Origin of the sequence: Hymenobacter volaticus, assembly GCF_022921055.1 — a bacterium.
GTDB classification, from domain to species: domain Bacteria; phylum Bacteroidota; class Bacteroidia; order Cytophagales; family Hymenobacteraceae; genus Hymenobacter; species Hymenobacter volaticus.
The window spans coordinates 2,891,866-2,914,406 of sequence record NZ_CP095061.1 but is presented as its reverse complement, the minus strand read 5'-3'; the positions used below and the strand labels follow the sequence as shown (position 1 = coordinate 2,914,406).

The window sequence follows — 22,541 nt, the reverse complement described above, 5'->3', positions numbered from 1 at the left end:
TTATTTTAAACGTAGCGCAAACGAGGCCGGGGTTCAGGTATTGCGCGGTTAAGTTTCCGCGCAGTGCTGAGCCATTCCGCCACAACTAAGGCGGCATTAGCCAGCGCTTCTGCTTGCGTTGCCCCCTCAGCAACGCAGCCAGGAAGATCAGGTACTTCGGCTACAAACCGAGCGTTTTCGGCACGCCAGAATATTCCTATAGGGTAAGGAGGGATGCCGATCCAGGTTGCATCAATCTGCTGTTTTTTCCGAGGGAAATTCTTGATGATCAGTAAGCGTATCACCAGAAACATAATACCTCCAAAGAACAGCAAAATAAATAGCTGCCAAATCAGTAATCCCGAACCGCTCATACTTATTTGCTAATAGAGGTTGAAAGCGTAAATAACAGCTAATTGAAGCTGTAGTTACACAGCTTCCCCTAGTAGTGTACTAGCACTGCCGCTATGAACTAATACGTCTACATAGTCGCCCTTCTGGTAGTGCTTCTTAGGAAAGATAACTACCTGATTTTGGCTATTACGGCCACTTAAATGGTCGGCAGATCGTTTCGAGAAGTTTTCAACTAATACCCGGTGCACCTTACCAACGGCCAATTGGTTGCGCAGACGACTGTGCTGCTGCTGTAGGTCGATAACCTCCTGGAGGCGGCGCTTTTTAACTGGCAGCGGCACGTCATCTTCCAGCTTACGGGCGGCCAACGTGCCGGGGCGCTCGGAGTAGAAGAACATGTAAGCCATGTCATAATGCACGAACTCCATGAGGCTCAGCGTGTCTTGGTGCTCTTCCTCAGTTTCCGAGCAGAAGCCCGAAATCATGTCGGTGGAGATGGCGCAGTCTTCGCCCAATATGCGACGGATGGCCTGCACCCTTTCCTCGTACCAAGGCCGGTCGTAGGTGCGGTTCATCAGGGCCAAAACACGGGAGTTGCCGCTTTGAGCCGGGAGGTGAATGTACTTGCAGATGTTGTCGTGGCGCGCCATGGTGTGCAGCACCTCGTCGGTTATGTCTTTGGGGTGCGAAGTAGAGAAGCGCACCCGCAGGTTCGGGCTAACCAGTGCCACACGCTCCAAAAGCTGCGCGAAATTGACGTGCTCGGTACCATCTTCCGAAGCCCATTTGTAGGAATCAACGTTCTGGCCCAGTAACGTAACTTCTTTATAGCCAGCGGCTACTAAGTCTTGGGCCTCGCGGATAATGCTGTGTGCGTCGCGGCTCCGCTCGCGGCCCCGCGTGAAGGGTACCACGCAGAACGAGCACATATTGTCGCAGCCGCGCATTATGCTAATGAAGGCCGTGATGCCGTTGGAGTTAAGACGAACGGGCGTAATATCGGCGTAGGTTTCTTCGCGGCTTAGCAGCACGTTCACGGCCTTTTGCCCACCGTCTACCTGCTGAATAAGTTGCGGCAAGTCGCGGTATGCGTCGGGACCAACTACCAGGTCCACCAGCTTTTCTTCTTCCAGGAATTTGCTTTTCAGGCGCTCGGCCATGCAGCCAAGCACACCCACGAGCAAGCCTGGATTGCGCTTCTTGTGGCCGTTGATCTGCGAGAGGCGCATACGCACCGTCTGCTCGGCCTTCTCACGGATCGAGCAGGTATTAAGCAGCACTAAATCAGCGCCTTCTAGTTGTTCGGTCGTGTCAAAGCCTTCCTCAAACAGGATGCTAGACACGATTTCGGAGTCGGAAAAATTCATTTGGCAACCGTAGCTCTCAATGTAGAGCTTGCGTTTGCGGCCTGTTTCGGTGGCCGGACTCACGCGCACGGCACCCGATGGGCTATCCTCGTGCGTAGTGGCGTCCGGGGTGGGAGTGGGCAGGGTATCGAGAAAATCTAAAGTAATCAGCGGTTGAGACATGATATTCGTTGCGGCGTCGACTTCACGTTCGGGAGAACGGCAAAGGTAGCTGTTTTGGGGTGAAAATGACAGAATGGCAGACGGAGGAGCTGATGAAATTGTGGACTAGGAGGGCGGAAAGTCTAAGCCTCTGATTGTGTGCTTAGAACATCAACACTAACAGCTTTTGCCTCACACTCCCGTAATGCCTAACACTTCTAGCATGGCCTGGGCTTTAAGAAGACACTCTTCGTATTCGCGCTCCGGCACGGAATCATAAGTAATGGCGGAACCGACCTGGAAGCTCAAATAGCCAGTATCAGCGCGGTATTGCAGACTGCGAATAACCACGTTGAACTCGAACTCGCCGGTGGGCCACACGTAGCCGATGCTACCGCTGTAGAGGCCGCGTCGACTGTATTCGTAGTGCTCGATAAGTTGCATGGCCCGAATTTTCGGCGCCCCGGTCATGGAGCCCATGGGGAAAGTAGCGCGCAGTACATCGACCAGGTCTGCTTCCGGTTGTAATTCTGCCTCTACCGTCGATATCATTTGCCAGACGTGCCGGAAGGGATAAAGTCCGAACAACTCGGGCACGCGGACCGTGCCAGTTTTTGCTACGCGAGCGAGGTCGTTGCGTACCAGGTCCACTATCATTAGGTTCTCGGCGCGTTCCTTTTCGTCGTGCAACAGGGTTAGACGTTGCTGGTCGTCTTCAGCAGGCGTAGCACCGCGCCGGATGGTGCCTTTAATGGGTTGAGAAATGAGGACCGGGGGATGATGCGCCAGAAAACGTTCAGGTGAAGCGCAGAGCAGATAATGGTCGTGCCAACGGTAGAAACCAGCAAAAGGAGTGGGCGACGCTTCGTTGAGCTGTAGAAAAACAGAAACGGGATGCAATTGTGCCTGCTCGGCGTAAAACTCTTGGCACAGATTCAACTCATACACCTCGCCATTCAGAATATCCTCGCGAATGGCTGCCACGGCTTTGAGATATTCTTGTTTCGGCATCCGTGGGTGCAAAGCGGGAACTCTGGCAGACGTTGGAGATGGTACTGAAGCGGCTAAAATAGCCCCTAGCACTCCTGTAGTATTCCCATGAATCTCTACGCAATCCGCGCGCCACTGCAGCCAGGTTTGAGGCAGAAAGAAATGCAGATGCGGCCAGTCCAACTCCGCGAAGTTATTACTGGTCAAAGCTTCAACTTCATTTTTGACATCGTAGGTTACAAACCCACAAACCGGCGTAGTAGCGGGGGCGAAGCGCAGCCAGTCTCGTAGTTCCGTCAGGGTGCTAGGCGTAATAGAAGCTTCCGCGGCTACCGCCAGAATGCGGTTGAAGGCGCCGGCTGGATAATCTAAACCATTGGGCTCGAAGTAGGCGCAGTATGGGAATGCACTACCCCAATGCAAGGCACGGGCTCGAAAGTCGGAAGGCAGATCAGTAAGCGGAATAGATAACACAGGGCGAAGATACAAGGAGCAGGTAGCGGGTGTGGTTGGCATGTTGCCAAATGATCATTAGGCAGAAGCATTTTAGAAGCCGATTTGAAGGCTGACCTACAGTCATTGGTGCTTTGTGCCATGGATTACAGCTAGTAGCTAAGCTAGCACCGACAACAGCTACTTCAACTCCGCTAGTGCTAGCTTGGCTTTGGTGTCGGTGCTGTTTTTGTATTCGTGTTTGGGATAACTCAGCGCTTTTTGAAAGTAAGTTTTGGCCACACTGGTTTGTCCTTCTGCCTGATACAAATAGCCAAGCTGCAAGGCTGATTGCGGCGCGAAGTAATAAGGAGCAGTGCCCGCCAATGCAATAGTGCGGGCGAAAAACAAGCGAGCAGAATCCAGGCGGCTAAGACCCTGCCAGGCGCGGGCACGCCGGTAAGGCGCCTCTAGTTGGTCGCGCAAGGAAGTGGTATTGGTAGTATGAAAACCAGCCAGCGTGACGAGGGCCTCCCGATAGTAGCCCCCATCGATTTGCAGCCGGGCGCGCGTGAGCAGACGGTTTAGGGGTTGTTGGTCATCGTAGAAGCGCTGAGCATAGTTGTCTTCCTCTACTATAGTGCGGCCCCCGGCATCAATTTGCCGGCGGTACTGGTCGGCGGCGCGGCCATCGTTCGAGAGCCAAGCGGCGAGGTAAAGCTTGAAGTAGGCGTCTTTTCGGTAATGAGATCCCCGAAACTCCTTTAAAAAAAGCTCGTTTTCGCGGCGGGAGGTAGCGTACTGACCTTGATAGAGTAGCAGGTCGGCGGCCATGTGACGCAGATAAGGGAGCGGCACGTAGCCGGTTCCCCCAGGGCGGGCGCGGTAGGCAGCAAGCGCTGCATCGGTTCGGTGCTGCTTTTTGTTGAGGCTGATGAGCAGGTAGTTAAACAGAAGATTATCGGGTTGTTGCTCGCTTAGGCGTGTAACGAGTTGCAGCGCTTCGATGGGCTTTTTGTAATACGTTTCTTCCACCAGAGCCAAAATAATCTGGGCTTCCGTTTGAAAGTCGTTGGGCTGATGGGCGGCGGCGCGTAGGTTGCTGAGACCACCTGCGATGCTGCCAGGCAAACCAAGTAGCTTCAAAAACCAACGGTACCCTTCTGGTAGTGAGCCGATAAAGAACTGCATCATGCCCAGCGTCTTGCGAGCTGGCAGGTAAGATGGATAGCGCTTTACAGTGGCCTGCATCTGCTGGTAGGCTTGCCGTAAGTTCCAAGCGCCTTGTACCTCGTGTCCAAACGCTACTTGCGCCGCCGCTTGGTGCAGCCGGATTTCAGCCTGGGCATATTGCGGCAGCGCCCCGGTCTCTCTGGCCTTTTCCAGCGTTTCCAGTCGCTGGTCCTGCGCCTCGATAGTGGCGTTGTAGCGGCTAGCGTCTTGACTAACCATCAGTTCCGTGATGCTAAGACAGTCTTGGACCAAGAGCGTGCCGGCTGAGTTGGTAGCCGTTTCTTGCAATAAGGCACGAGCTGCATCAGGACGCATTTTCAACACCTCAGCGTAAGCGCGAGCCTGCCGAGGAGTGAGGGCGTTTAATGCAACCCCCTCAGGCTGAAGGGCTTCTGGCAGAGGTGCGCCCAGAGTTTCGCTGCAGTGCGCCAAGAAAAGTGCCAGCAGGACAGCTATCCTTGGTATCCTGCTGCGAAATTTTTGGCGCACCTCTGCGGGAAATTTCATAAGCAAAAAAAGAACGGCACTGAGGCCGTTCTTTTTTAAAGTCGAAAAAGGAAAGCTTAAGAAATGCGGGCTTCCACATCAGCCAAAACCCGGCCGCAGTGCTCGCACACGATGATTTTTTTGTGCGAGATAATGTCGGCCTGCCGCTGTGGGGGAACCGTGTTGAAGCAGCCACCGCAAGCGTCGCGTTTTACCGTCACCACGGCTAGGCCGTTGCGTACGTTGCCGCGGATGCGGGTATAGGCGGTCAGCAGACGCTCTTCCACGGGTTGCGTAGCTGTAGCACGCTCTTCCATGAGTTTTTTCTCATCAGCTTCGCTTTCGCCTACGATGACATCCAACTCAGTTTTTTTGTTAGTAAGGTCTTTTTTGCGCTCATCCAACCGCTGCTTGGTGCCAGCGATGTCGGAGTTCTTTAGTTCGATTTGGTACTGAGCTTCCTTGATTTTCTTGTCGGAAATCTGGATTTCCAGCTTCTGCAACTCGATTTCCTTGGCAATCGCCTCGTATTCGCGGTTGTTGCGGACGTTCTGCTGCTGGTCTTCGTAGCGCTTGATGAGGCCTTCGGCGTCTTTCGCGTTTTGCTTGCGCTGCTTGATTTGGTCGTTGAGGGAAGCAATTTCCTCATCGAACTTGCTTACGCGCACCTCGTAGCCAGCAATTTCGTCTTCCAAGTCACGCACTTCTTCGGGCAAGTCGCCGCGCACGCGCCGGATTTCGTCGAGCTGCGAGTCAATGCGTTGCAGGTTGAGCAGGGCTTCTAGCTTGCTGGCAACGGGTACATCGGCCGGGGCAGTAGCGACGGTATTAGAAGTCATAATGGACGGGGTTGGTATGGGTCTCGGCAATGAAGAGCGCAAAAGTACCACCAAAGGTTGACGCAAGCAAATCCTTGAATACTTCGCCGGTAAATTGTTCGCTCTCGAAATGGCCTACGTCGCAGAGCATCAATTGTTTCTCGGCCTGGAAGTACTCGTGGTACTTCAAGTCGCCGGTCACGTAGGCGTCGGCGCCAGCCGCGCGGGCCTTGCCAATAAGGAAGCTACCAGCGCCGCCACATAAGGCCACCTTTTTGATGGGTTTATCGAACGACGTGTGCTTGACCCCTGGCACCAATAGTGCCTTTTTCAATTGGGCCCGAAATTCCTGCGGGCTCAGCGCCGTCGGCAACTCGCCTACCATGCCGGAACCCACTTCTTGGTTGCTGTTTTCCAGCTTGATGATTTCATACGCCACTTCTTCGTACGGATGTGCCTGCCGCAAAGCGTGAAGTGCGGTGTTTTGTAAATGCAAGGGCAGTAGCACTTCCACGCGTTCTTCCGGCGTGGTTTCTAACTCACCAACCGTTCCTTGGAAAGGGTTGGTGCCCGCACCAGGCGTAAAGGTGCCAATGCCCTGCATCCGAAAGCTACAAGCCGAATAGTCGCCGACCTGCCCGGCCCCGGCTGCGTACAGGGCCGCCAACACGTTTTCGGTGTGCGTAGCTGGCACATACGTGATAAGTTTGGCGAGCAGGCCGGGTTTGGGGTCAAGGATGCGCAGATTTACAAGCCCTAGCTTCTCGGCCAGCTTGCGGTTCACCCCATGGCGCACGTTATCGAGGTTGGTGTGCGCAGCGTAAAGCGCCACATCGTTTTTGATGGCTTTCAGCAGCGTCTGCTCGACTTCGTTGGCGCCAGTGAGGCGCTTGAGGGGGCGAAAAATGAGTGGGTGGTGCGCTACTACCACATTGCAGCCTCGCCGGATGGCCTCGTCTACAACGGCCGGGGTGCAATCAAGAGCAATAAGTACGCCTCGTACCTCCATTTGTGGGTCGCCGCACTGTAAGCCGGCGTTGTCGTATGATTCCTGGTAGGCGAGGGGCGCAGCGGCTTCAAGCACGCGGGTTAGGTCTTGGACAGTGGGCATAGATTCTAAATTTTCGATCGGAAGGGTCGGGTGGAATGGCACAAGTATCAGCTATTGATAACAGATCCTAGTACTTCCACATAGCGCGCCACGTGTGTTGGCAAGTCGCGGCGCTTGTATTGCATAAGGTAGCGCGGGTGGTCGAGTACGTGAATTTCATTGAACAAGTCTAGCTCCTTGTTAAGCTTTTCAAACAGCAAGCCATTGCGGCGGCCCAAGCAGATGGCGGCCGTGCGCACTAGTTCTAGCTCGTCTACCTGCCGCCGTAGGGAAGCGCGGATGTCAGACTCCAGCGCGGTAGTCAGGGCCTTTGAATCATAGTAGTTGTAGTTTTTGCCGTGTTGCAATAGCACCAAGGGGTAAAGGGAGCCCACGTAGAAATGTTGATAAAACACCGTTGGTCCACCCAGCGCTTCTACTACTTTGTATACAAACTGGCTGCTCAGCTCAGGATGCTGCGGCAGATTGTTAGGAATGCCACATACACCCGCAAGCGTAGCCGGGTCGGTAAAAGCAACGCCGGTGCGGCCAGCCCCAAAACGGCCCGGATTGATACCAAGCAGGGCTACCCGGGGGCGTTGATCGGCATAGTATTTCTGACCAAACTGCGTCATCAGGTCAGCTACAGCGGCATCCTGGTAGGGATTGTACGCCTCCACCTCGTCGGGGAGGTTGGGTGGAGATGGGAAAGTGGAAAGGAAGTGCAGCAGCCGGTCGGCGAAGGAGAGCATAAGGTGAAATTTAACGGGCGACCTGCTTGGTACGAGGACTCGATGAGTTTGGTCCGCTAACTTTGCTTGCATGCCTAGCCTACTATCCTGGTTGCTGTTCCCTTTTGCCTGGCTGTACGCCGGTATTATGGCTGTGCGCAACTGGCTGTATGACAAAGGCTGGAAAGCTTCGGCGCGGTTTGGTGAAGTGCCCGTTGTTAGCGTGGGCAATTTACGAGTGGGGGGCACCGGCAAAACACCGCACGCTGCGTGGTTGGTGCAGGAGTTGCTTCGTCAGGGCCAGCAGCCCGCTATTCTGAGCCGTGGCTACGGCCGCCGCACCCGAGGTTTCCGGCTCGCCAACGCCAGTGAAACGGCCGCCACACTCGGCGACGAGCCGTTGCAGCAATTCGAGCACTTTAGGGGGCAGGTACCCGTAGCGGTGTGCGAAGACCGGCAGGCAGGCTTACGCGAACTGCTTCAACAACACCCCGCCGTTAGCACCGTCGTTCTCGATGATGCCTACCAGCACCGCCGGGTGCGCCCCGACTTAAGCGTGTTGCTTACCGAGCACCAACGGCCCTTTTATAATGATGAAGTATTGCCTGCCGGACGCCTGCGTGAAAGCCGCGCTGGTGCGGCTCGGGCCGATGTGGTCATAGTCACCAAGTGCGAACCGACCCTGGCGGTAGCTCAGCAGCTTGCCATAGAGCAACGCATCCGCCGCTACATTCGGCCGGGCGTACCCGTGTTGTTCAGCACGTATGCGTATGGGGAGCCGGTACCGTTAGCTAGTACGGAGCAACGCGCTGGTACAGCCTATTCGTTGGAAATTGTGCTGTTGACAGGCATTGCGCAGCCGGGACCACTGCGAGCGTATTTACAAGCAGCTGGCTATCACATCGTGCACCACGCCCAGTTCAGCGACCATCACGTCTTCACTGCGCAGGAAATTGCGGCACTAAAAGCGTATAACGGGCCAGGGCGCCGTATTTTTACAACTCAGAAAGATGCCACTCGTTTGCTCGACCCCGCACTGCATACGGAAATGGCAAGTCTATCCGTTTTCTACATTCCAATTGCTGTGGAGTTTCTGGCCGATGGGGCAAATCGCCTGCGCCAGTTGCTTCCGGCCGCTATTCAGCCCCAAGCTGTTGTCTGACCCCTTGTTCTCCGCGTTTTCAACTTGCTGGCCCTTGCGCCACCTCACGGTTCTTGCAAACCGGTTTCGGCGCTGCCTGCTGCTTGTGCTGCCTATACTGCTCTTGCTGGCTAGCAACACAGCCTCAGTACAGGCCCAAATACTCGACGATTCTACCAGGAACCTCTATGGCGCTCGTACCACCCGCATCATTCGGGAGGACGATGTGCTGCGCGACCAAACCGAGGGGCGCATCATCGATACCACACTCACCAACTTTCCTTCCGCCCGTAACTGGTACCACGACAGTACCTTTTATCAGGATCTGGGGCACGTAGGTACGGCGGGTCGGCCGCTGCTTTGGCGCACGAATACGCAACTGGGCACCCGCCTAGGCCGCAACGTTTTCGACCGCTACGCCCGTGATCCAGCCACTATTCCGTACTATGATACCAAGTCGCCATACACGTTTTTTCGCTTCATCCAAGGCAGCTATGGCGAGCAGGTGTTTGAACTATCATACACGCGCAGCATCAACAAGAATGCCAGTGTGGGCTTGGCTTACGAACGTTTCGCGGCCAATAAGCTATACTCCACAGATCCACGGTCAGGACTAGTAGAGCATACCAACTTCCTGCTTTTTGCTCGCTTTCAAAGCACCGACGAACGATACCACGCACTGTTCAATTATAGCAACGTGCGTCACCGGTCCGTGGAGCAAGGTGGTATTCAACCACAAGATGCGGTAAAACGCGAAGATGGTACTATCAACAGTGAACCAGATAGCGTACCGGGGGACTTGTTTGGTTATGGAGAGGAAGTCCCTCGTTTGTTCTTTGCTTCTAATATTGAACATCGCGACGGTCTGCGATTTATGCACACATATCGGCTGCTCGGCCGTGGCTTAACAGCGTACCACATTGTGGATTGGCATCGGCAGATGAACCGTTTTCAGGATGATTTCACTAGGAACTCTACGTCTAATACCAACGACCTAAATTTCTTTCCAGTGACATTCTTGAGTCGAACGGCCACTGACGACCGCGCAGAATTGCATCAGATAGAAAATACAGTAGGCGTATTAGGAAGGAGTGAAACAGTTAACTACCGCCTTTATAGTCGTCATCGGGGTGCTTCTTACATCACCCGTCGGCGCGTGGGTGATCCTGGTATCTCGTCTTCTGCTGGAACAGAAGGTAAAAACAATGTATTTCTAGGGGGTACAGCCAAGTTCCGCTACAAAATATTTGCTATTGAAACCGCCGGAGAATATGCTCTACCAAACAAGGAAGTTCCACTTGGCGAATACTGGGTAAGCGGGTTGGCACGCCTCGGGCCGCTGACGGGGAGGTACTTAGTACCAGCTATTCTCCAACTCTTACGCAGCAGCAGTTCAGTGGCAATCATTATCGTTGGGGTAAAGACTTTGATGCAAGTCAATTTGATTACAAGAATGACCTTGGGCTGAAGAATACGAAGGTTCAGCAGGTTACAGCGCGCCTCGACCAAACGCTGGGTCGGCATCGGGTTGAGGGGTCAGCGTCTCTTATAAATGTCACTGACCTTGTGTATTATGATGAGTTTGCCGAGCCTGCACAGTCAGGCGGTTCCCGCCTGTTGCTCACGGGTTCGTTGCGCCACCGGTTCAATGTTGGCAACATGTTTTTCGACAACCAAGTCCACGTAACGAGAGGTGGTCAGGAAAATGAGATTCGTATTCCCGACTTGATTACCAACAGCAAGGTGTATTACCAAGGCTACCTATTCAAGAAAGCGATATTCGGGCAAATAGGGGCGGAGGTGTACTACCAATCAAGCTGGCAGCCTTACGACTACAGTCCTAGTACGCAGCAGTTTTTTCTGCAAAACCATTTCACCGCCGCTAATTTCGCTGTGGCCGATGTGTTCGTAACCGGTGACATCCGCACGGTAGCCGTCTTCTTGAAAATGGCTTATATAAACCAAGGGCTGTTGCGCGACGGGTATTTTGTGACGCCTTACTATACTAGCTTGCCCCGCCGGTTCGAGCTTGGCATCCGCTGGCAGTTCTTCGATTAATAAGGGTGCTGCGGCTATCTTAAAAGTAGGAGACGACCAAGTGAACGGCCTGCTGTAACAAGCCAACTCGGGAGCATAGGGAACCATATTGGTTAGCAAAGCAGTAGAGTATTAGCCGGTTCAGGAGCATTTACGCATAGCTTATATGGAACCTCAGGAAAAAGAAAAGACTATCCTCAAGCTTAAACTCAATACTGACCCCCGGTGGGTGGATATTGCCAGCAAAAACATCGAGGATATTCTCGTTGACCATGCTTGGTGCGAGCAGAAAGCGGCAAGTACTGGCATCAGTATGATTATTCACTACCCCGAGAAAACTCGGTTAGTGGATGAATTGACTGATTTAGTGGCCGAGGAGTGGAGCCATTTCGAACGAGTGTTGCTGGAATTGCGGAAGCGTGGCTACCAACTCGGCCGCCCCCGCCGCGACGAGTACGTAGTGCAACTGCTAGCTCACGTGCGCAAAGGTGGCCCACGCGAGCGGCAGCTCATGGACCAATTGCTAGTGTCGGCCCTCATCGAGGCCCGCAGTTGTGAGCGGTTTAAGCTGCTCTGGAAGCACATTCCCGACCCCGAACTCAGCAAGTTTTACTACGAGCTTATGGTATCCGAAGCGGGACATTTTGTGAGCTATGTCGACCTCGCTAAAGAATATTGCGACCCGAAAGAAGTGGAAACGCGCCTTCAGGAACTGCTCAAAGTAGAAGGCGAAATCGTAACAAACCTGCCCGTCCGCGACGACCGAATGCACTAAGACATTATTCGAGCAAGAAGGTTGTTAATGTTAGCAACAATCCGCATTCAACTTAAAAGAACAGCGCTATCGTTGGTAAGCTCATTTCTCGAGAGTAAGCTCAATCTAAAGTTTATTGTGGAGCAACTAAAAGCCCGCCTCATAAAGAGTTATGAGGCGGGATTTTAGTTGTGGCATTCAGCGGAAGCGTGAGTTATTGTGCCGCTTTTGGAGCTTCGGCTTGGTGTGAATTACGTGAGTTCAGTAGCCCCGGCGGCACCGACAAAGCACCGGTATGAGGATCAATAAGACCATTGCGCTCGTCTTCGATATTAGTAGCCTGGGTATAAACATCGCCGGCAATGGGGCGGGAGCGTAGTTCCTGCTTGAATAGCCGAATGTCTTCGGTGCGCGACTCAGCATCTTTCGGGCCACCATAGTCCGAAAAGCCAAAACCACCCCACTCACTGACCAGCAATGGCACTTGCTTGCGGTAGAAAAATGGGTCGCCGACAACCAGGGGAAAGGCGGCAGTACCTTCCAGTTCACCTTGCACGAGCCGGTCAAGCAATTCTTGCCAGCGGCGCAAATCGGGCGTGTAAAGGTGGGCCGTGAGGAGGTCGGATTTCAGGCGGCCTTCGTAGGAAATATGGTGCCAACCGTCGTTATCGACCACTAGGAATTGCGGATGCGCTATCTGCATGAAATGGTACATCTCCACGATATAGCGCCGCGTTTCCGGGTTAGTGGCAATGTCCTGGGCTCCCCAGTCTTCGTTGTATAGGCTCCAGATGACGACAGCGGGGTGCGTACCAATCAGGGTAAGCATGCGCAGCAATTCGGCCTTGTGGTTTTCACGGCTGCGAGCAGTGGAACTGTGTGGGCTCGGTACTTCCACCCATAGCAGCAGTCCTAGCTCATCGGCTAGGTTGTAGATGCGCGGGTCGACACCGGCAATGTGTACGCGCACCAAGTTGCAGCCTAGCTCTTTCATGGCATACATATGCCGCCTGATTTCAGCATAAGTGGCCGTACCAGGTTGATATAGAATGCCATCTAGATAGACGGGTTGGTTGTTGAGGTACACGTAGCGGCCCCGGGCCTCAATTTTACGCAAACCGAAATACGTTTCAATCTGGGCCACGTAACCATTCTGGTCGACGAGCTGGGCCACAAGACGGTAAAGATTAGGCGATTCCGGCGACCAAAGGCGGGCGTCGGGAACTTCCATTACTACGCGTTGCTGCCGCTGCCCAGCTTCCAGGCGAAGCGGAAAATCGGAAGCAGCCAGCGGCGCTGTCTCTGGTGCGGCATTCCGCTCGAATACTTGCAGACGTAGCGTATAGTCGCCTGGGTCGTGGATGCGGGGCGTGACGGTGAAACGAACCAATTGGTCTTCCACCACACTTACCACGCCCACCCGGGAGCGAAGGCGGTTACGCTCCACCATTTCCAACCAGATGCTGCGCACGGCGCCAGTAGAGGTCTGGTACCAAATGCCCCCGCGCTTGTAGACGTGCGATTCTTGCTTGCCACGTGGTGTTTCAGCGTCCAGCGTATCGGCCACGCGCACAGTTAAGCGGTTGACAGGACGGAGGTATTCAGCTTGCAACTCGTAGGAAAACGACGTGTATTCCCCATAATGAATTTCTTCGCCTTCAATAGTGCGCAGCAGGCGACCGTTAAGCCAGACGCGGGTTTCGTAGCCACAGGCGCCGAACGTGAGCTGCAACATCGAGCGGTTTAGCGACTCACTCATTTCGGGCATCGGAAAGTCGCGCTCATACCACGCTACCACGCTATCCTGCCAAGTAGCAGGCTCTTGCTGGCCGTGCGCCTGGGCAATGTGCTCCTCGACCGAGCCCGGCCATTGGGCCCGGTGTTCGTAATAATGGCCTAAGTGCCAACCATCACGCAGGCCAGTATCCTCGGTATCTAAAGCAAAGTGCCAGTCGCCATCGAGTAGCACGTGGGTGTTGAAGCGCAGTACGGCGCGAGGTAGGGGGTTAAGAAATGGTTCCGGGACGTTCAGCTCTTCCTGACTAATAGATAAGCCGTAGTTGGTTTGCTCGGAATTCATAAAGGGTTGGTTTAGAAGAATATGTGCCATCCTCCTAGGCGAAAGCCGAATGCAGCTAGCTGGTGGATAATGGCCGGGCTTAGGAAAGTACGTGAGAAAAGCCTTTTATGCTGTCCTCTTATTGAATCAGCACTTCGTAAATCCAATTAGATTTTCCAAAACTGTGTGTCATGGAAGACAGTAATATTCCGGAATTGTTGTCGGCTCGGCTGCTTTTCACTGTTAAGCCCTCTTTAGATGCTACCTCCCTAGCCGCTGCGCTACGTCAGGAGTTCAAGCAAGTTGATAATTCAGAAGATTCGCTGTTGTACTTTTTTCCTGACTATCCTGTCACGTTCAAAGAAGGCGAACTGCCCGCGCAGGTAATGGTAGCCGCCGCAGAAAGACCTTCCGGGGCCGATTATTTAGCGGCCGCCTTGCAGCAAAGTTGGCACTGGAGCGAAGCTGCTACCGTAGTTGCTATGTGCGACCACGAAGTTATAGTCACCGACTTCATGACTCGCACTCTAGCGTACACTGTGCGAGTGGAACTGTTTCAGAAGGCATTGGACGCTTTTGTTCAACTTCTGAATCCGCAAGCCATTTACTTTACTACCAGCGATAAAGTGGTGGAGCCAGTTGCTTATCTAGAGCGAGGACGAGCCGTGCTGGACGGCTTGCTGAAAGTGCGGTTCTTCAACATCGCCGACAGCGCCACACAAGAAATGTTTCTCGATACTCTGGGGCTGCACGCGCTAGGGTTGCCAGATTTTCAAATCCGCTTCGCCGACCTTGACCCAAACCAAGTAGTGGGCGCACTAATGAGCTACAGCTATTACGTCTTCGAAAAAGGCCCCATCATCGAAGACGGCAACACCATTCAAGGTATCACGCCGGCAGATAAATGGATTTGCCATTACACCGATTCTCTAATAGGACCGGAGCGGCTAGTAATCCAGCTTGAAACAGCGCCATAGCGACTATAAAAAGATATCCTTCCGCTGCAGAAAGAACCCAAGTGGAGCCGTCGAGAGGCTTACCGGATTCTTTCTTCAGCGGAAGGATACGTTTTTACTACGCTACAAATCAGGTTTTCTGCTTCTTTTTCTTGGCGGCCGGGAACAGTACGTTGTTCAAAATCAGGCGATAACCAGGCGAATTGGGATGCAGCGCTAAGTCGGTAGGTTCTTCTTCCACCAAGTGCTGGTAGTCTTCGGGGTCGTGGCCGCCATAGAAAGTCCAGGTGCCTTTGCCGAGCGTGCCGTGCATGTAGCGTACCTCACCCGAGGCCTTGTTGTCGCCCATCACCACCACATCCGACTTAATCAGACTTTTGCGGAATGCTGTGGTCTGGCCCATAAAGCCCTTGATGGTTTTCTCATGGTCTTGGGTGAGCATGGTCGGCACTGGGTCGTACTTGGCCGAAAAGGTGAAGAGTTGGAAGTAGTCGTTGTCTTCGTACACACCCCGCTCACGCATGTCCATATCGATGTTGCTAAACTCGTACTGGTACGGGTCGCGCACAATTTGGAAGTCCTTGAAAGCCAGCGTGCGGTTGAAATTGAGCTTGCTTTGCGCACTAGGATCGGCGGGGTCGCCGTCGTACATACTTTCTACCATATCTAAGCCCAAGCCCGCTAAGGCAATATCGTAGGTGTCGGTGGCCGAGCACATGGCAAACTGAAAGCCGCCCCCGGCAATAAACTCCTGCATTTTGGTTACTACGGCCGCCTTCATCTGCGACGTTTTGCTGAAGCCGTGGCGCTTGGCAGCGGCTTCGGAATCCCGGATCTGCTGCTGGTACCAGGGCCGGTTGCGGTACATAGCGTAAAACTTGCCGTTTTGACCGGTGAAGTCTTCGTGGTGTAAGTGCAGCCAGTCGTATTTAGGCAGTTTACCGTCTAACACCTCATCGTCATAAATTTGGTCGTAGGGAATTTCAGCGTAGCCTAACACCATCGTCACGGCGTCGTCCCAGGGCTGCTTGCCTTTGGGCGTGTACACCGCAATCTTAGGTACCTTCTCTAGCTTCATCACATCCATATTGGCATTGGGATCGGCTATTTCCGAAAGAATGCTGGTGTATTGTGCTTCGCTGATGACTTGGTAGGTGACGTTGCGCACCGCCATTTCATTTTCCACGCCTGCCGCTACCTCACAGGCAAAAGAGCCACCACGATAATTGAGCAGCCAGTCTACTTCTACCTGCTTGGTAAGCAGCCAGTAAGCGATGCCATAGGCTTTAAGGTGCTCTTTCTGCGTGTCATCCATCGGAATAAGCACATGATTGGCGCGAGCCGTCATGGGAGCAGCTAAGCCGGTGATAACCAGTAGAAGCAACAGAAGACGAGGAAAAGGCATAAAGCAGAGGTTGAGTATCGAACGCTAAAATGCTACTAAAAGCGTCCGGCAAGCTGAAAATAAAGCAAGGTGGAAAGTATATCCACGTCTTCAGTGAAGCCTAATTTAAGGAATAATGTTCGAAACTTGGACCTATTGTAGAAACTATAAAATTAAAATAATCAAATATCGTTGGCATCTGCTAACGTCAATTAGGGGCAACTTAAATCTGCCGGAAACCCACTACATTGCGTGTCCCATCCAGCTCCTAGAACGGCTATTTTGGTTGTTAAGCTGGAGTTCGCGCCGCTCGCGCCTTTTTGTTCGGTCGTTATGCATCTGCTAGAAAACATCAAGGAGGCTTTCCGTTCCATTCAAAGTAATCTGTTGCGCACCGTACTAACGGCCCTCATTGTGAGCATCGGCATCATGGCTTTGGTCGGGATTCTAACGGCTATCGACGCCATGAAGTATTCTCTGAATCAAACCTTTGCCAGTTTAGGAGCCAACTCCTTTGAAATGAAGGCCAAAGGCTACACCAACCGGTTCCGGCGAGGTGGGGTACAAGGCCGGATCTATCCGCCAATCAGTCTGCTGCAAGCCAAAAAGTATAAGCAAGCCCTCGGCGACGAGGCGAAGGTGGGTGTTTCTGCTTTTATCTCGGGCGCTACCGAAGTAAAAGCCAACGGCCAGAAAACCAACCCAAACGTGCAAGTGGTTGCCGGCGACGAGAACTACTTGCAGATTCAAAGTTATAACCTAGGAATAGGGCGGGTGTTCTCGCCGCTAGAACTAGAGAATGGCACCAACGTGGCCATAATTGGTTCGGAAGTTAAAGACAAACTTTATCCCACCGAGAGTCCGCTCGGCAAGTACGTTTATCTGCTGGGCCGCCGTTTTCTGGTAGTTGGAATGCTTGAAAAAAGTGGCAGCACCGGCCAGGGTGGCGGCGCCGACCGTCTCGTGCTGATTCCGCTGGAAACGGGCAACCAACTCCCGCGCCAGCGCGCCCTCACTTTCGACGTGAAAACGGCTACTCCCAAGCCCGAGGAGCTCAACTATCTGACCGGTCAAGCTACCGGCATTATGCGTGCCGTGCGCCACGATCCTTTAGGGCAGGAAGACAGCTTCAATGTAGAGCGGTCCGACTCTATGGCCGCTACGCTCGACGAACTGTCGGGGGGACTGAAAATGGGTGGTTTCTTGGTTGGGTTTATTACCCTGCTTGGTGCCAGCATTGCGTTGATGAATATCATGATGGTGTCGGTAACTGAGCGCACCCGCGAAATTGGTATCCGCAAAGCGTTAGGTGCAACAGCCTTCCAGATCCGGCAGCAATTCCTGATTGAAGCCATTGTTATTTGCCTTATGGGGGGAATGCTCGGCATCATCCTGGGCGTCTCAATGGGTAATGCCGTGTCGTTGTTTGTAGGCGAGGGCACTTTCCTGGTGCCTTGGTTCTGGATGATTTTAGGGCTCGTCATCTGCGTCACGGTAGGATTAGCCTCGGGATATTACCCCGCCAGCAAAGCCGCTGGCCTCGATCCTATTGAAAGTCTGCGCTACGAGTAGAGTAGGGGCAAAGCAACTTGTTTGAGTTTCTCCAGCTTTCAATCTGATGCTGAGGGAGACATGCCATTTCAAAGCAAAGCATCAAATAGTAGGAAGCACCATCAATAGCAGGTGCGCACAGAGGTCTAGATACTCTAGTTACCTCATTTTTGCTTTTGGTTTTCGGATGGCCACGGCCTGACCTTAACTGCTCAGTTGCTTTCAGTGTAGCTACCGCCGCAGCTCTTATAATGTGCTTTGTGCGAAGAATTGTACTTGTCCCACCGGGCTGGAGCCATGACTATAAAGCATTATAAAGACGTTCGTTTTTAAATGATACTATGGTTTCCACAGGCCAATAAGACTATCAGTGCTGTATCATAAGTTGTTATTGTAGCTACTGTATCAGCCTATCTGCTCGAGGTCAGCCTGTCTGCTCGAGGATTGAATAGGCTAGTAGAGTCCAATTTCATTTCCATGGAATAAAGAGCGGTTCTATACACACCATGTAACTCCTTGTATAGAACCTAGGCACCAACTACAAAAGTTGTCTGCTATTACCGCCAATGGTTAAACGCCTAGGGACAACCTAAAATAAGATTGTACTTCTCGCGCGTCTGAACGACTACTTTGAATAGCGTTTCTGCGAGTCATGATGTTTTGCGCAAGTAGATAGCAACAGAATGCCGAATGATGTAGAGCCGCATCCTCTAATCTGCAGAGAAAGGTTGATAGTGTAGAAAGACTGGCTTATCTCGCAATAATCAAGGCGTATATAATACTCAATAATAAGCCACATAGAAATCTGTTACAGCTTGGTATTTGATTGCACCTCAATATCAAAACTGCTGGTAGCAGCTACATCTATAGGTTTAAAACAACGAGAGCAGCCAGTTAATAGGGCCTTTGCTACCGTATGGATATATTTTATACATTTGTTGTAAATATATCAATCTATGGCAGAGTCAGAAACTGTAGGTCAACGCTTTACTCAGCTTATTGCTCATTTGGGGATAAGCAAAAATGCTTTTGCTGCGTCGTTAGACAAGACAGCTACGGTTATTCAGCATCTGGTAGATGAAAGAAATAAACCGGGGTTTGATCTTTTGCGCAAGGTGTTTGAGGTTTATCCAAATGTTTCCAAAGATTGGCTGTTGCAGGGTGAAGGTCCGATGCTGACTGATGAGAGTAAGAACAGTGCTTCGGTTCAGGAGGCTAGATTAACTTCAGCCGCCAAAGCTGCTCCGCCCACAGCAGTAACCATAGCTCCAGTTCCGTCGACTGAGGCAGCGCAAGAACTAAAACCAAAAGCAGCACCTCAACCGGATCAAGTGCAAGCGGCACCTCCTGCCGCAAAGCCAGCAGCCGAAGCGCCACCAGTAGTAAGTGAACCAGTAACGCCAATGCCCATCCAGCCGGTGTCACAAGCTGCGGTAGCCAGTCCAACAGCAGAGGCCGCACCCACAACGGTTGCTGCGACTAGCGATACAAGTTGGCAAACGGCGCTTTACACGCAGCAGATGGCTCACCAGCTAGCTATGGCAGAATTGCGTAATCAACACTTGCAAGAACAGCAGCGCCTTATGCAGCAGATGATGGATCTGATGCAGCGGCAACTGGTACGTTAATAGCATAATGGATAAAGAAAAGGCCTGGCTTCAGTATTAGGAGCCAGGTCTTTTCTTTATCCATTATGCTATTAGCTGCTGCTAGTGCTGAAAAACCTCTATGCCTAGCTCTTCAGCTTCCATCAGGTTTTGCGGATTTACGGCTGTCAGGCGCAAGCGCTTTAGTTCGCCAACTAGCAAAGGGTCGTATTTGGCCGTAACCCGGATATAATTGGGCGTGAAGCCTTCCATATGACCGTTGGTTACATCGTCCTCGAACAGTACGGCGGTTTCAACGCCTACGTGCTGTTCGTAGAAACAACGCTTTTTCTTTTCCGAGAGGCTACGCAATTGTGTAGTGCGGTCGTGGCGGTGGCGGTCCTGCACGCGGCCGGGCAAGGTAGGAGCCAATGTGTTTTCGCGCTCTGAGTACGGAAAGACGTGCAGGTAGCTTACGTCCAAATCGTTGAGAAACTGATAGGTATCCAGAAAATCGGCCTCGGTTTCGCCCGGAAAGCCCACAATCACATCAACCCCAATACAGGCGTGGGGCATCACCTCCTTGATGAGCTGAACCCGCTCCACGTACAACTCACGGCGGTAACGGCGGCGCATCAATCCCAGAATCTTGTTGGAGCCCGACTGCAATGGGATATGAAAATGGGGCATGAACCGCTTGGAGCGCGCTACAAACCGAATAATCTCGTCGGACAACAAGTTAGGCTCGCAACTGCTAATGCGGAACCGCTCGATGCCTTCCACTTCGTCTAACGCCTGTACCAAATCATAGAAATTTTCTTTTCGCTCGCGCTCCGGGCCCTGCAAGCCAAAATCGCCCAGATTAACGCCAGTTAGCACGATTTCCTTGACGCCGGTTCCGGCTAGGGCTTGCACCCGGTCCACTACGCTCTGCACAGAGTTGGAGCGGCTGTGGCCGCGGGCCAGCGGGATGGTGCAGAACGAACAGGAATAGTCGCAGCCGTCTTGCACTTTCAAGAAGGTGCGGGTCCGCTCGCCGTAGGACTGCGCCGCATGAAACTCGGTAGCCGCCGAAATAGGAGAAGCGTATACTCGGCCTGGCTCGCCTGGTGTGGGCTTGCGAAAGCCGGCCAGCGTTTCAACCAACTGAAATTTTTCGGCCGCGCCTAAAACGGCATGTACCCCAGGAATCTCGGCAATTTCCTGCGGCTTAAGCTGCGCATAGCAGCCTACCACCGTTACAAACGCGTCGGGGTTGTGCTTCAAGGCTTCTTTTACCACTTTCCGACACTTACGGTCGGCGTGGTCTGTGACGGAGCAGGTGTTGATGACGTAAATGTCGGCCGCGTCTTCGAAGGCTACTTTCTCGAAGCCATGGTCCTCGAATTGCCGACCGATGGCTGACGTTTCCGAGAAGTTGAGCTTGCAGCCCAACGTATAAAAGGCAACTTTCTTCGTTTCCATAATAAGGCTGCAAAGATACAGCTTACTGGCCTTTGAAAGTTTCATGAATCCACACTTGTATAGAGTTGGCTAGCCCTATCATAACCTGAGTTGCTTTAAAAGGTAGAAGCGGCCCATGTCTCGGAGTTACACTGCCGAGCCAAATGTCGTGGTCGGATAGACAGTGGAGGAAGCTAGATGCTGGAATATATCCAAACGTTTAACTACAAATTCCACTTGTTCGCATGGTATTATAATACGTTGGACTAGTATCCAGACATAGGGAAAGTCGCCGAGGTAGCTTTGATCAAGGTTTTATAAAGACCTCCAGTTACTGCTCCGCTTTCCTGCTATGAAAACTTCTTTACACATTCTGCTTCAAATACTGCTTCCTCGGTTTCAGCGCCGAATTGAGGCGCTGCCAGCAGTTGCCAAATCGGCTGGGGCAGGTTTGCGGCACGCTGGGGTACTATTTCTAGTGTTAGCTTCAGTGAGTGTGGACGCATTCGGTATGGGCCGAACCACGGAGCCACTGGATGCCAGCGTAGCCACTGAACTGCGTACGCAGGCAGCTAAGGCCGGTGCAGGTTCAGTTAGCGCATTCTATTCCCGCTTGGAGTATGCTCCGGTTTGGACGCAGCCCGGCGGCCCGACGCCAGAAGCCCAAGCGGCTCTGCAACTGCTAACCCAGGCGCAACGCTATGGGCTCAAGCCTGCCGAGTACAATGTAGCCCTGTTGCAGGCCATGCTGGATTCGTTGAGCCACAGTGGCACGGAGTCGATGCAGTTGCGCGTGCGGACCGAGCAGCAGATTACCGCCGCTCTGCTGCGCTTCGCGTACCACCTCCACGATGGCCGCATCACTGACTCTAGCCTCCGCCCGGCCCAGCCCGTTGGCGAGTTGGTGTTCGACGCTGTGGCCCATTTGCAACAGGCCGTGCGCAGCGGCCATTTCACGGAGTACATGCTGACTGCTCAGCCTACTTCACGCAGCTATGTGCGCCTAATGTGGGCCTGGCAGCGCTTGCTACAAACCGATAGCGCGGCCGCCAAGCGCGTGGCTTTACCTGTGGCGCTAAACCTGGAGCGTCTGCGCTGGGAACCACGCGCCGACTCGCTCTACTTGGTAGTTAATATTCCAGCCTATAGCCTGCAAGTGGTGCGGGGGGCCAAGGTGGTGGCCACTCACCGCGTGGTAGTAGGCAAAACGGAAACGCCGACGCCAGAACTTTTCAGCCGCCTGACTTTTTTCCAGGCGGCCCCAGAGTGGCGTGTGCCCCAAAGCATTAGCGCCAACGAAATGCTACCCAAGCTCCGGCGCGACCCAAGCAGCTTGACGGAAAGAGGGTTTGAACTGTTCACGGCGGCCGGTAAGCGCGTGAATCCGTACCGGGTGAATTGGAAACAGGTACAGCCCGAAACGTTCACCTACCAAATCCGTCAGTTGCCATCAGCCGACAATGCGCTGGGCAATGTGGTGTTTCGGTTTGCTAATCCATACTCCATCTATTTGCACGATACGCCCACCAAAGCAGCTTTTCGGGCCACCAACCGTGCGTTGAGCCACGGCTGTATCCGGGTTGAGAAACCGTTGGAACTGGCCCGCTTCCTGTTGCAGCGCGACAATCCTGCCCGTGCCGACGACCTCAACCACGATCTGCAAACTAGCCTCAACCGCAGCGAAACCAAAGGATTCGGCTTGCAGGCGCCCGTGCCGCTGATGGTGCGCTACCTTACTTGTGAAGCCGATGGCGACCGGCTCCGGGTGCTGCCCGATATTTACGGCCGCGACCAAGCACTGACTCAAGCTTGGCAAGGGGAGGCCGTTGCGCCTACTGCACTGGCTTTGCGCTAAAGTAGCGTTCAAGAATGGTAGTCCTTTTCGACTCCGCATGAGCAATTGAAAGCTCGCCCTGTCACGTTTCCATTCGGATTGTCGTGAAGGGGCGAGCTTTTGCGTTATATTTTACTTTCCAAATTCACCTAGCAAGCGTCTCGATTCCTACACT

General features: G+C 53.1%; 17 protein-coding genes and 1 pseudogene. 8 read left to right on the top strand and 10 right to left on the bottom strand.

What is annotated here, in order from left to right:
* Window positions 1-5 precede the first annotated feature (5 nt).
* The 7 genes from MUN86_RS12690 to MUN86_RS12660 form a co-directional block, all read right to left on the bottom strand.
* The gene (locus tag MUN86_RS12690; RefSeq protein ID WP_245118275.1) at window positions 6-353 is read right to left on the bottom strand and encodes a type II toxin-antitoxin system HicB family antitoxin; all 348 of its coding nucleotides are present in this window, start codon (window positions 351-353) and stop codon (window positions 6-8) included.
* A 54-nt stretch (window positions 354-407) separates the two neighbouring features.
* Window positions 408-1,862 carry a tRNA (N6-isopentenyl adenosine(37)-C2)-methylthiotransferase MiaB gene (gene miaB / locus MUN86_RS12685; RefSeq protein ID WP_245118273.1) on the bottom strand — a complete coding sequence of 485 codons (1,455 nt, stop codon included), beginning with the start codon at window positions 1,860-1,862 and terminating at the stop codon, window positions 408-410.
* A gap of 171 nt (window positions 1,863-2,033) precedes the next feature.
* The gene (locus tag MUN86_RS12680; protein ID WP_245118271.1) at window positions 2,034-3,320 is read right to left on the bottom strand and encodes an anthranilate synthase component I family protein; all 1,287 of its coding nucleotides are present in this window, start codon (window positions 3,318-3,320) and stop codon (window positions 2,034-2,036) included.
* A 144-nt stretch (window positions 3,321-3,464) separates the two neighbouring features.
* Window positions 3,465-5,003 carry a tetratricopeptide repeat protein gene (locus tag MUN86_RS12675; protein WP_245118270.1) on the bottom strand — a complete coding sequence of 513 codons (1,539 nt, stop codon included), beginning with the start codon at window positions 5,001-5,003 and terminating at the stop codon, window positions 3,465-3,467.
* A 56-nt stretch (window positions 5,004-5,059) separates the two neighbouring features.
* Entirely contained in the window at window positions 5,060-5,821 is a 762-nt protein-coding gene (locus MUN86_RS12670) for a zinc ribbon domain-containing protein (RefSeq protein WP_245118268.1), read from the bottom strand.
* Window positions 5,811-6,911 carry a Nif3-like dinuclear metal center hexameric protein gene (locus MUN86_RS12665; RefSeq protein ID WP_245118267.1) on the bottom strand — a complete coding sequence of 367 codons (1,101 nt, stop codon included), beginning with the start codon at window positions 6,909-6,911 and terminating at the stop codon, window positions 5,811-5,813. The genes MUN86_RS12670 and MUN86_RS12665 overlap by 11 nt, the downstream gene beginning before the upstream one ends.
* Before the next feature lie 47 nt (window positions 6,912-6,958).
* Complete coding sequence (locus MUN86_RS12660) at window positions 6,959-7,642, bottom strand: uracil-DNA glycosylase family protein (protein WP_245118265.1); 684 nt, start codon at window positions 7,640-7,642, stop codon at window positions 6,959-6,961.
* 70 nt (window positions 7,643-7,712) lie between these two features.
* Between MUN86_RS12660 and lpxK the strand changes: the two genes are divergently transcribed.
* The 4 genes and pseudogenes from lpxK (at window position 7,713) to MUN86_RS12645 (ending at window position 11,574) form a co-directional block, all read left to right on the top strand.
* A complete protein-coding gene (lpxK, locus tag MUN86_RS12655; protein ID WP_245118263.1) occupies window positions 7,713-8,783 on the top strand; it encodes a tetraacyldisaccharide 4'-kinase in 1,071 nt (356 codons plus the stop codon).
* Window positions 8,722-10,032: pseudogene (locus MUN86_RS31215) on the top strand (putative porin); the annotation flags it as partial. The gene lpxK and the pseudogene MUN86_RS31215, both read left to right, overlap by 62 nt.
* Window positions 10,032-10,820 carry a putative porin gene (locus tag MUN86_RS31210; RefSeq protein ID WP_311182096.1) on the top strand — a complete coding sequence of 263 codons (789 nt, stop codon included), beginning with the start codon at window positions 10,032-10,034 and terminating at the stop codon, window positions 10,818-10,820. The pseudogene MUN86_RS31215 and the gene MUN86_RS31210, both read left to right, overlap by 1 nt.
* A gap of 145 nt (window positions 10,821-10,965) precedes the next feature.
* Window positions 10,966-11,574, top strand: coding sequence for a MiaE family protein (locus MUN86_RS12645; protein WP_245118262.1), 609 nt, complete (start codon window positions 10,966-10,968; stop codon window positions 11,572-11,574).
* Between the two features lie 193 nt (window positions 11,575-11,767).
* Here MUN86_RS12645 and MUN86_RS12640 read toward each other — a convergent pair whose 3' ends face one another.
* Window positions 11,768-13,633 carry a glycoside hydrolase family 2 protein gene (locus MUN86_RS12640; protein WP_245118260.1) on the bottom strand — a complete coding sequence of 622 codons (1,866 nt, stop codon included), beginning with the start codon at window positions 13,631-13,633 and terminating at the stop codon, window positions 11,768-11,770.
* A 170-nt stretch (window positions 13,634-13,803) separates the two neighbouring features.
* Here MUN86_RS12640 and MUN86_RS12635 point away from each other — a divergent pair, with 170 nt between their 5' ends.
* Window positions 13,804-14,589, top strand: coding sequence for a DUF4261 domain-containing protein (locus MUN86_RS12635; protein WP_245118258.1), 786 nt, complete (start codon window positions 13,804-13,806; stop codon window positions 14,587-14,589).
* A gap of 109 nt (window positions 14,590-14,698) precedes the next feature.
* Here MUN86_RS12635 and MUN86_RS12630 read toward each other — a convergent pair whose 3' ends face one another.
* The gene (locus MUN86_RS12630) at window positions 14,699-15,973 is read right to left on the bottom strand and encodes an asparagine synthetase B (protein WP_245118257.1); all 1,275 of its coding nucleotides are present in this window, start codon (window positions 15,971-15,973) and stop codon (window positions 14,699-14,701) included.
* Between the two features lie 312 nt (window positions 15,974-16,285).
* Here MUN86_RS12630 and MUN86_RS12625 point away from each other — a divergent pair, with 312 nt between their 5' ends.
* Together MUN86_RS12625 and MUN86_RS12620 are read left to right on the top strand one after the other, a co-directional pair.
* Window positions 16,286-17,524, top strand: coding sequence for an ABC transporter permease (locus MUN86_RS12625; RefSeq protein ID WP_245118255.1), 1,239 nt, complete (start codon window positions 16,286-16,288; stop codon window positions 17,522-17,524).
* Between the two features lie 935 nt (window positions 17,525-18,459).
* Window positions 18,460-19,131, top strand: coding sequence for a helix-turn-helix transcriptional regulator (locus MUN86_RS12620; RefSeq protein ID WP_245118253.1), 672 nt, complete (start codon window positions 18,460-18,462; stop codon window positions 19,129-19,131).
* Window positions 19,132-19,212: 81 nt separating this feature from the next.
* Here the strand turns inward: MUN86_RS12620 and mtaB are convergent, their stop codons facing one another.
* A complete protein-coding gene (gene mtaB / locus MUN86_RS12615) occupies window positions 19,213-20,553 on the bottom strand; it encodes a tRNA (N(6)-L-threonylcarbamoyladenosine(37)-C(2))-methylthiotransferase MtaB (protein ID WP_245118251.1) in 1,341 nt (446 codons plus the stop codon).
* Window positions 20,554-20,884: 331 nt separating this feature from the next.
* Here mtaB and MUN86_RS12610 point away from each other — a divergent pair, with 331 nt between their 5' ends.
* On the top strand, window positions 20,885-22,387 hold the full coding sequence (locus MUN86_RS12610; RefSeq protein WP_245118249.1) for a L,D-transpeptidase family protein: 1,503 nt from the start codon (window positions 20,885-20,887) through the stop codon (window positions 22,385-22,387).
* Window positions 22,388-22,541: the final 154 nt, after the last annotated feature.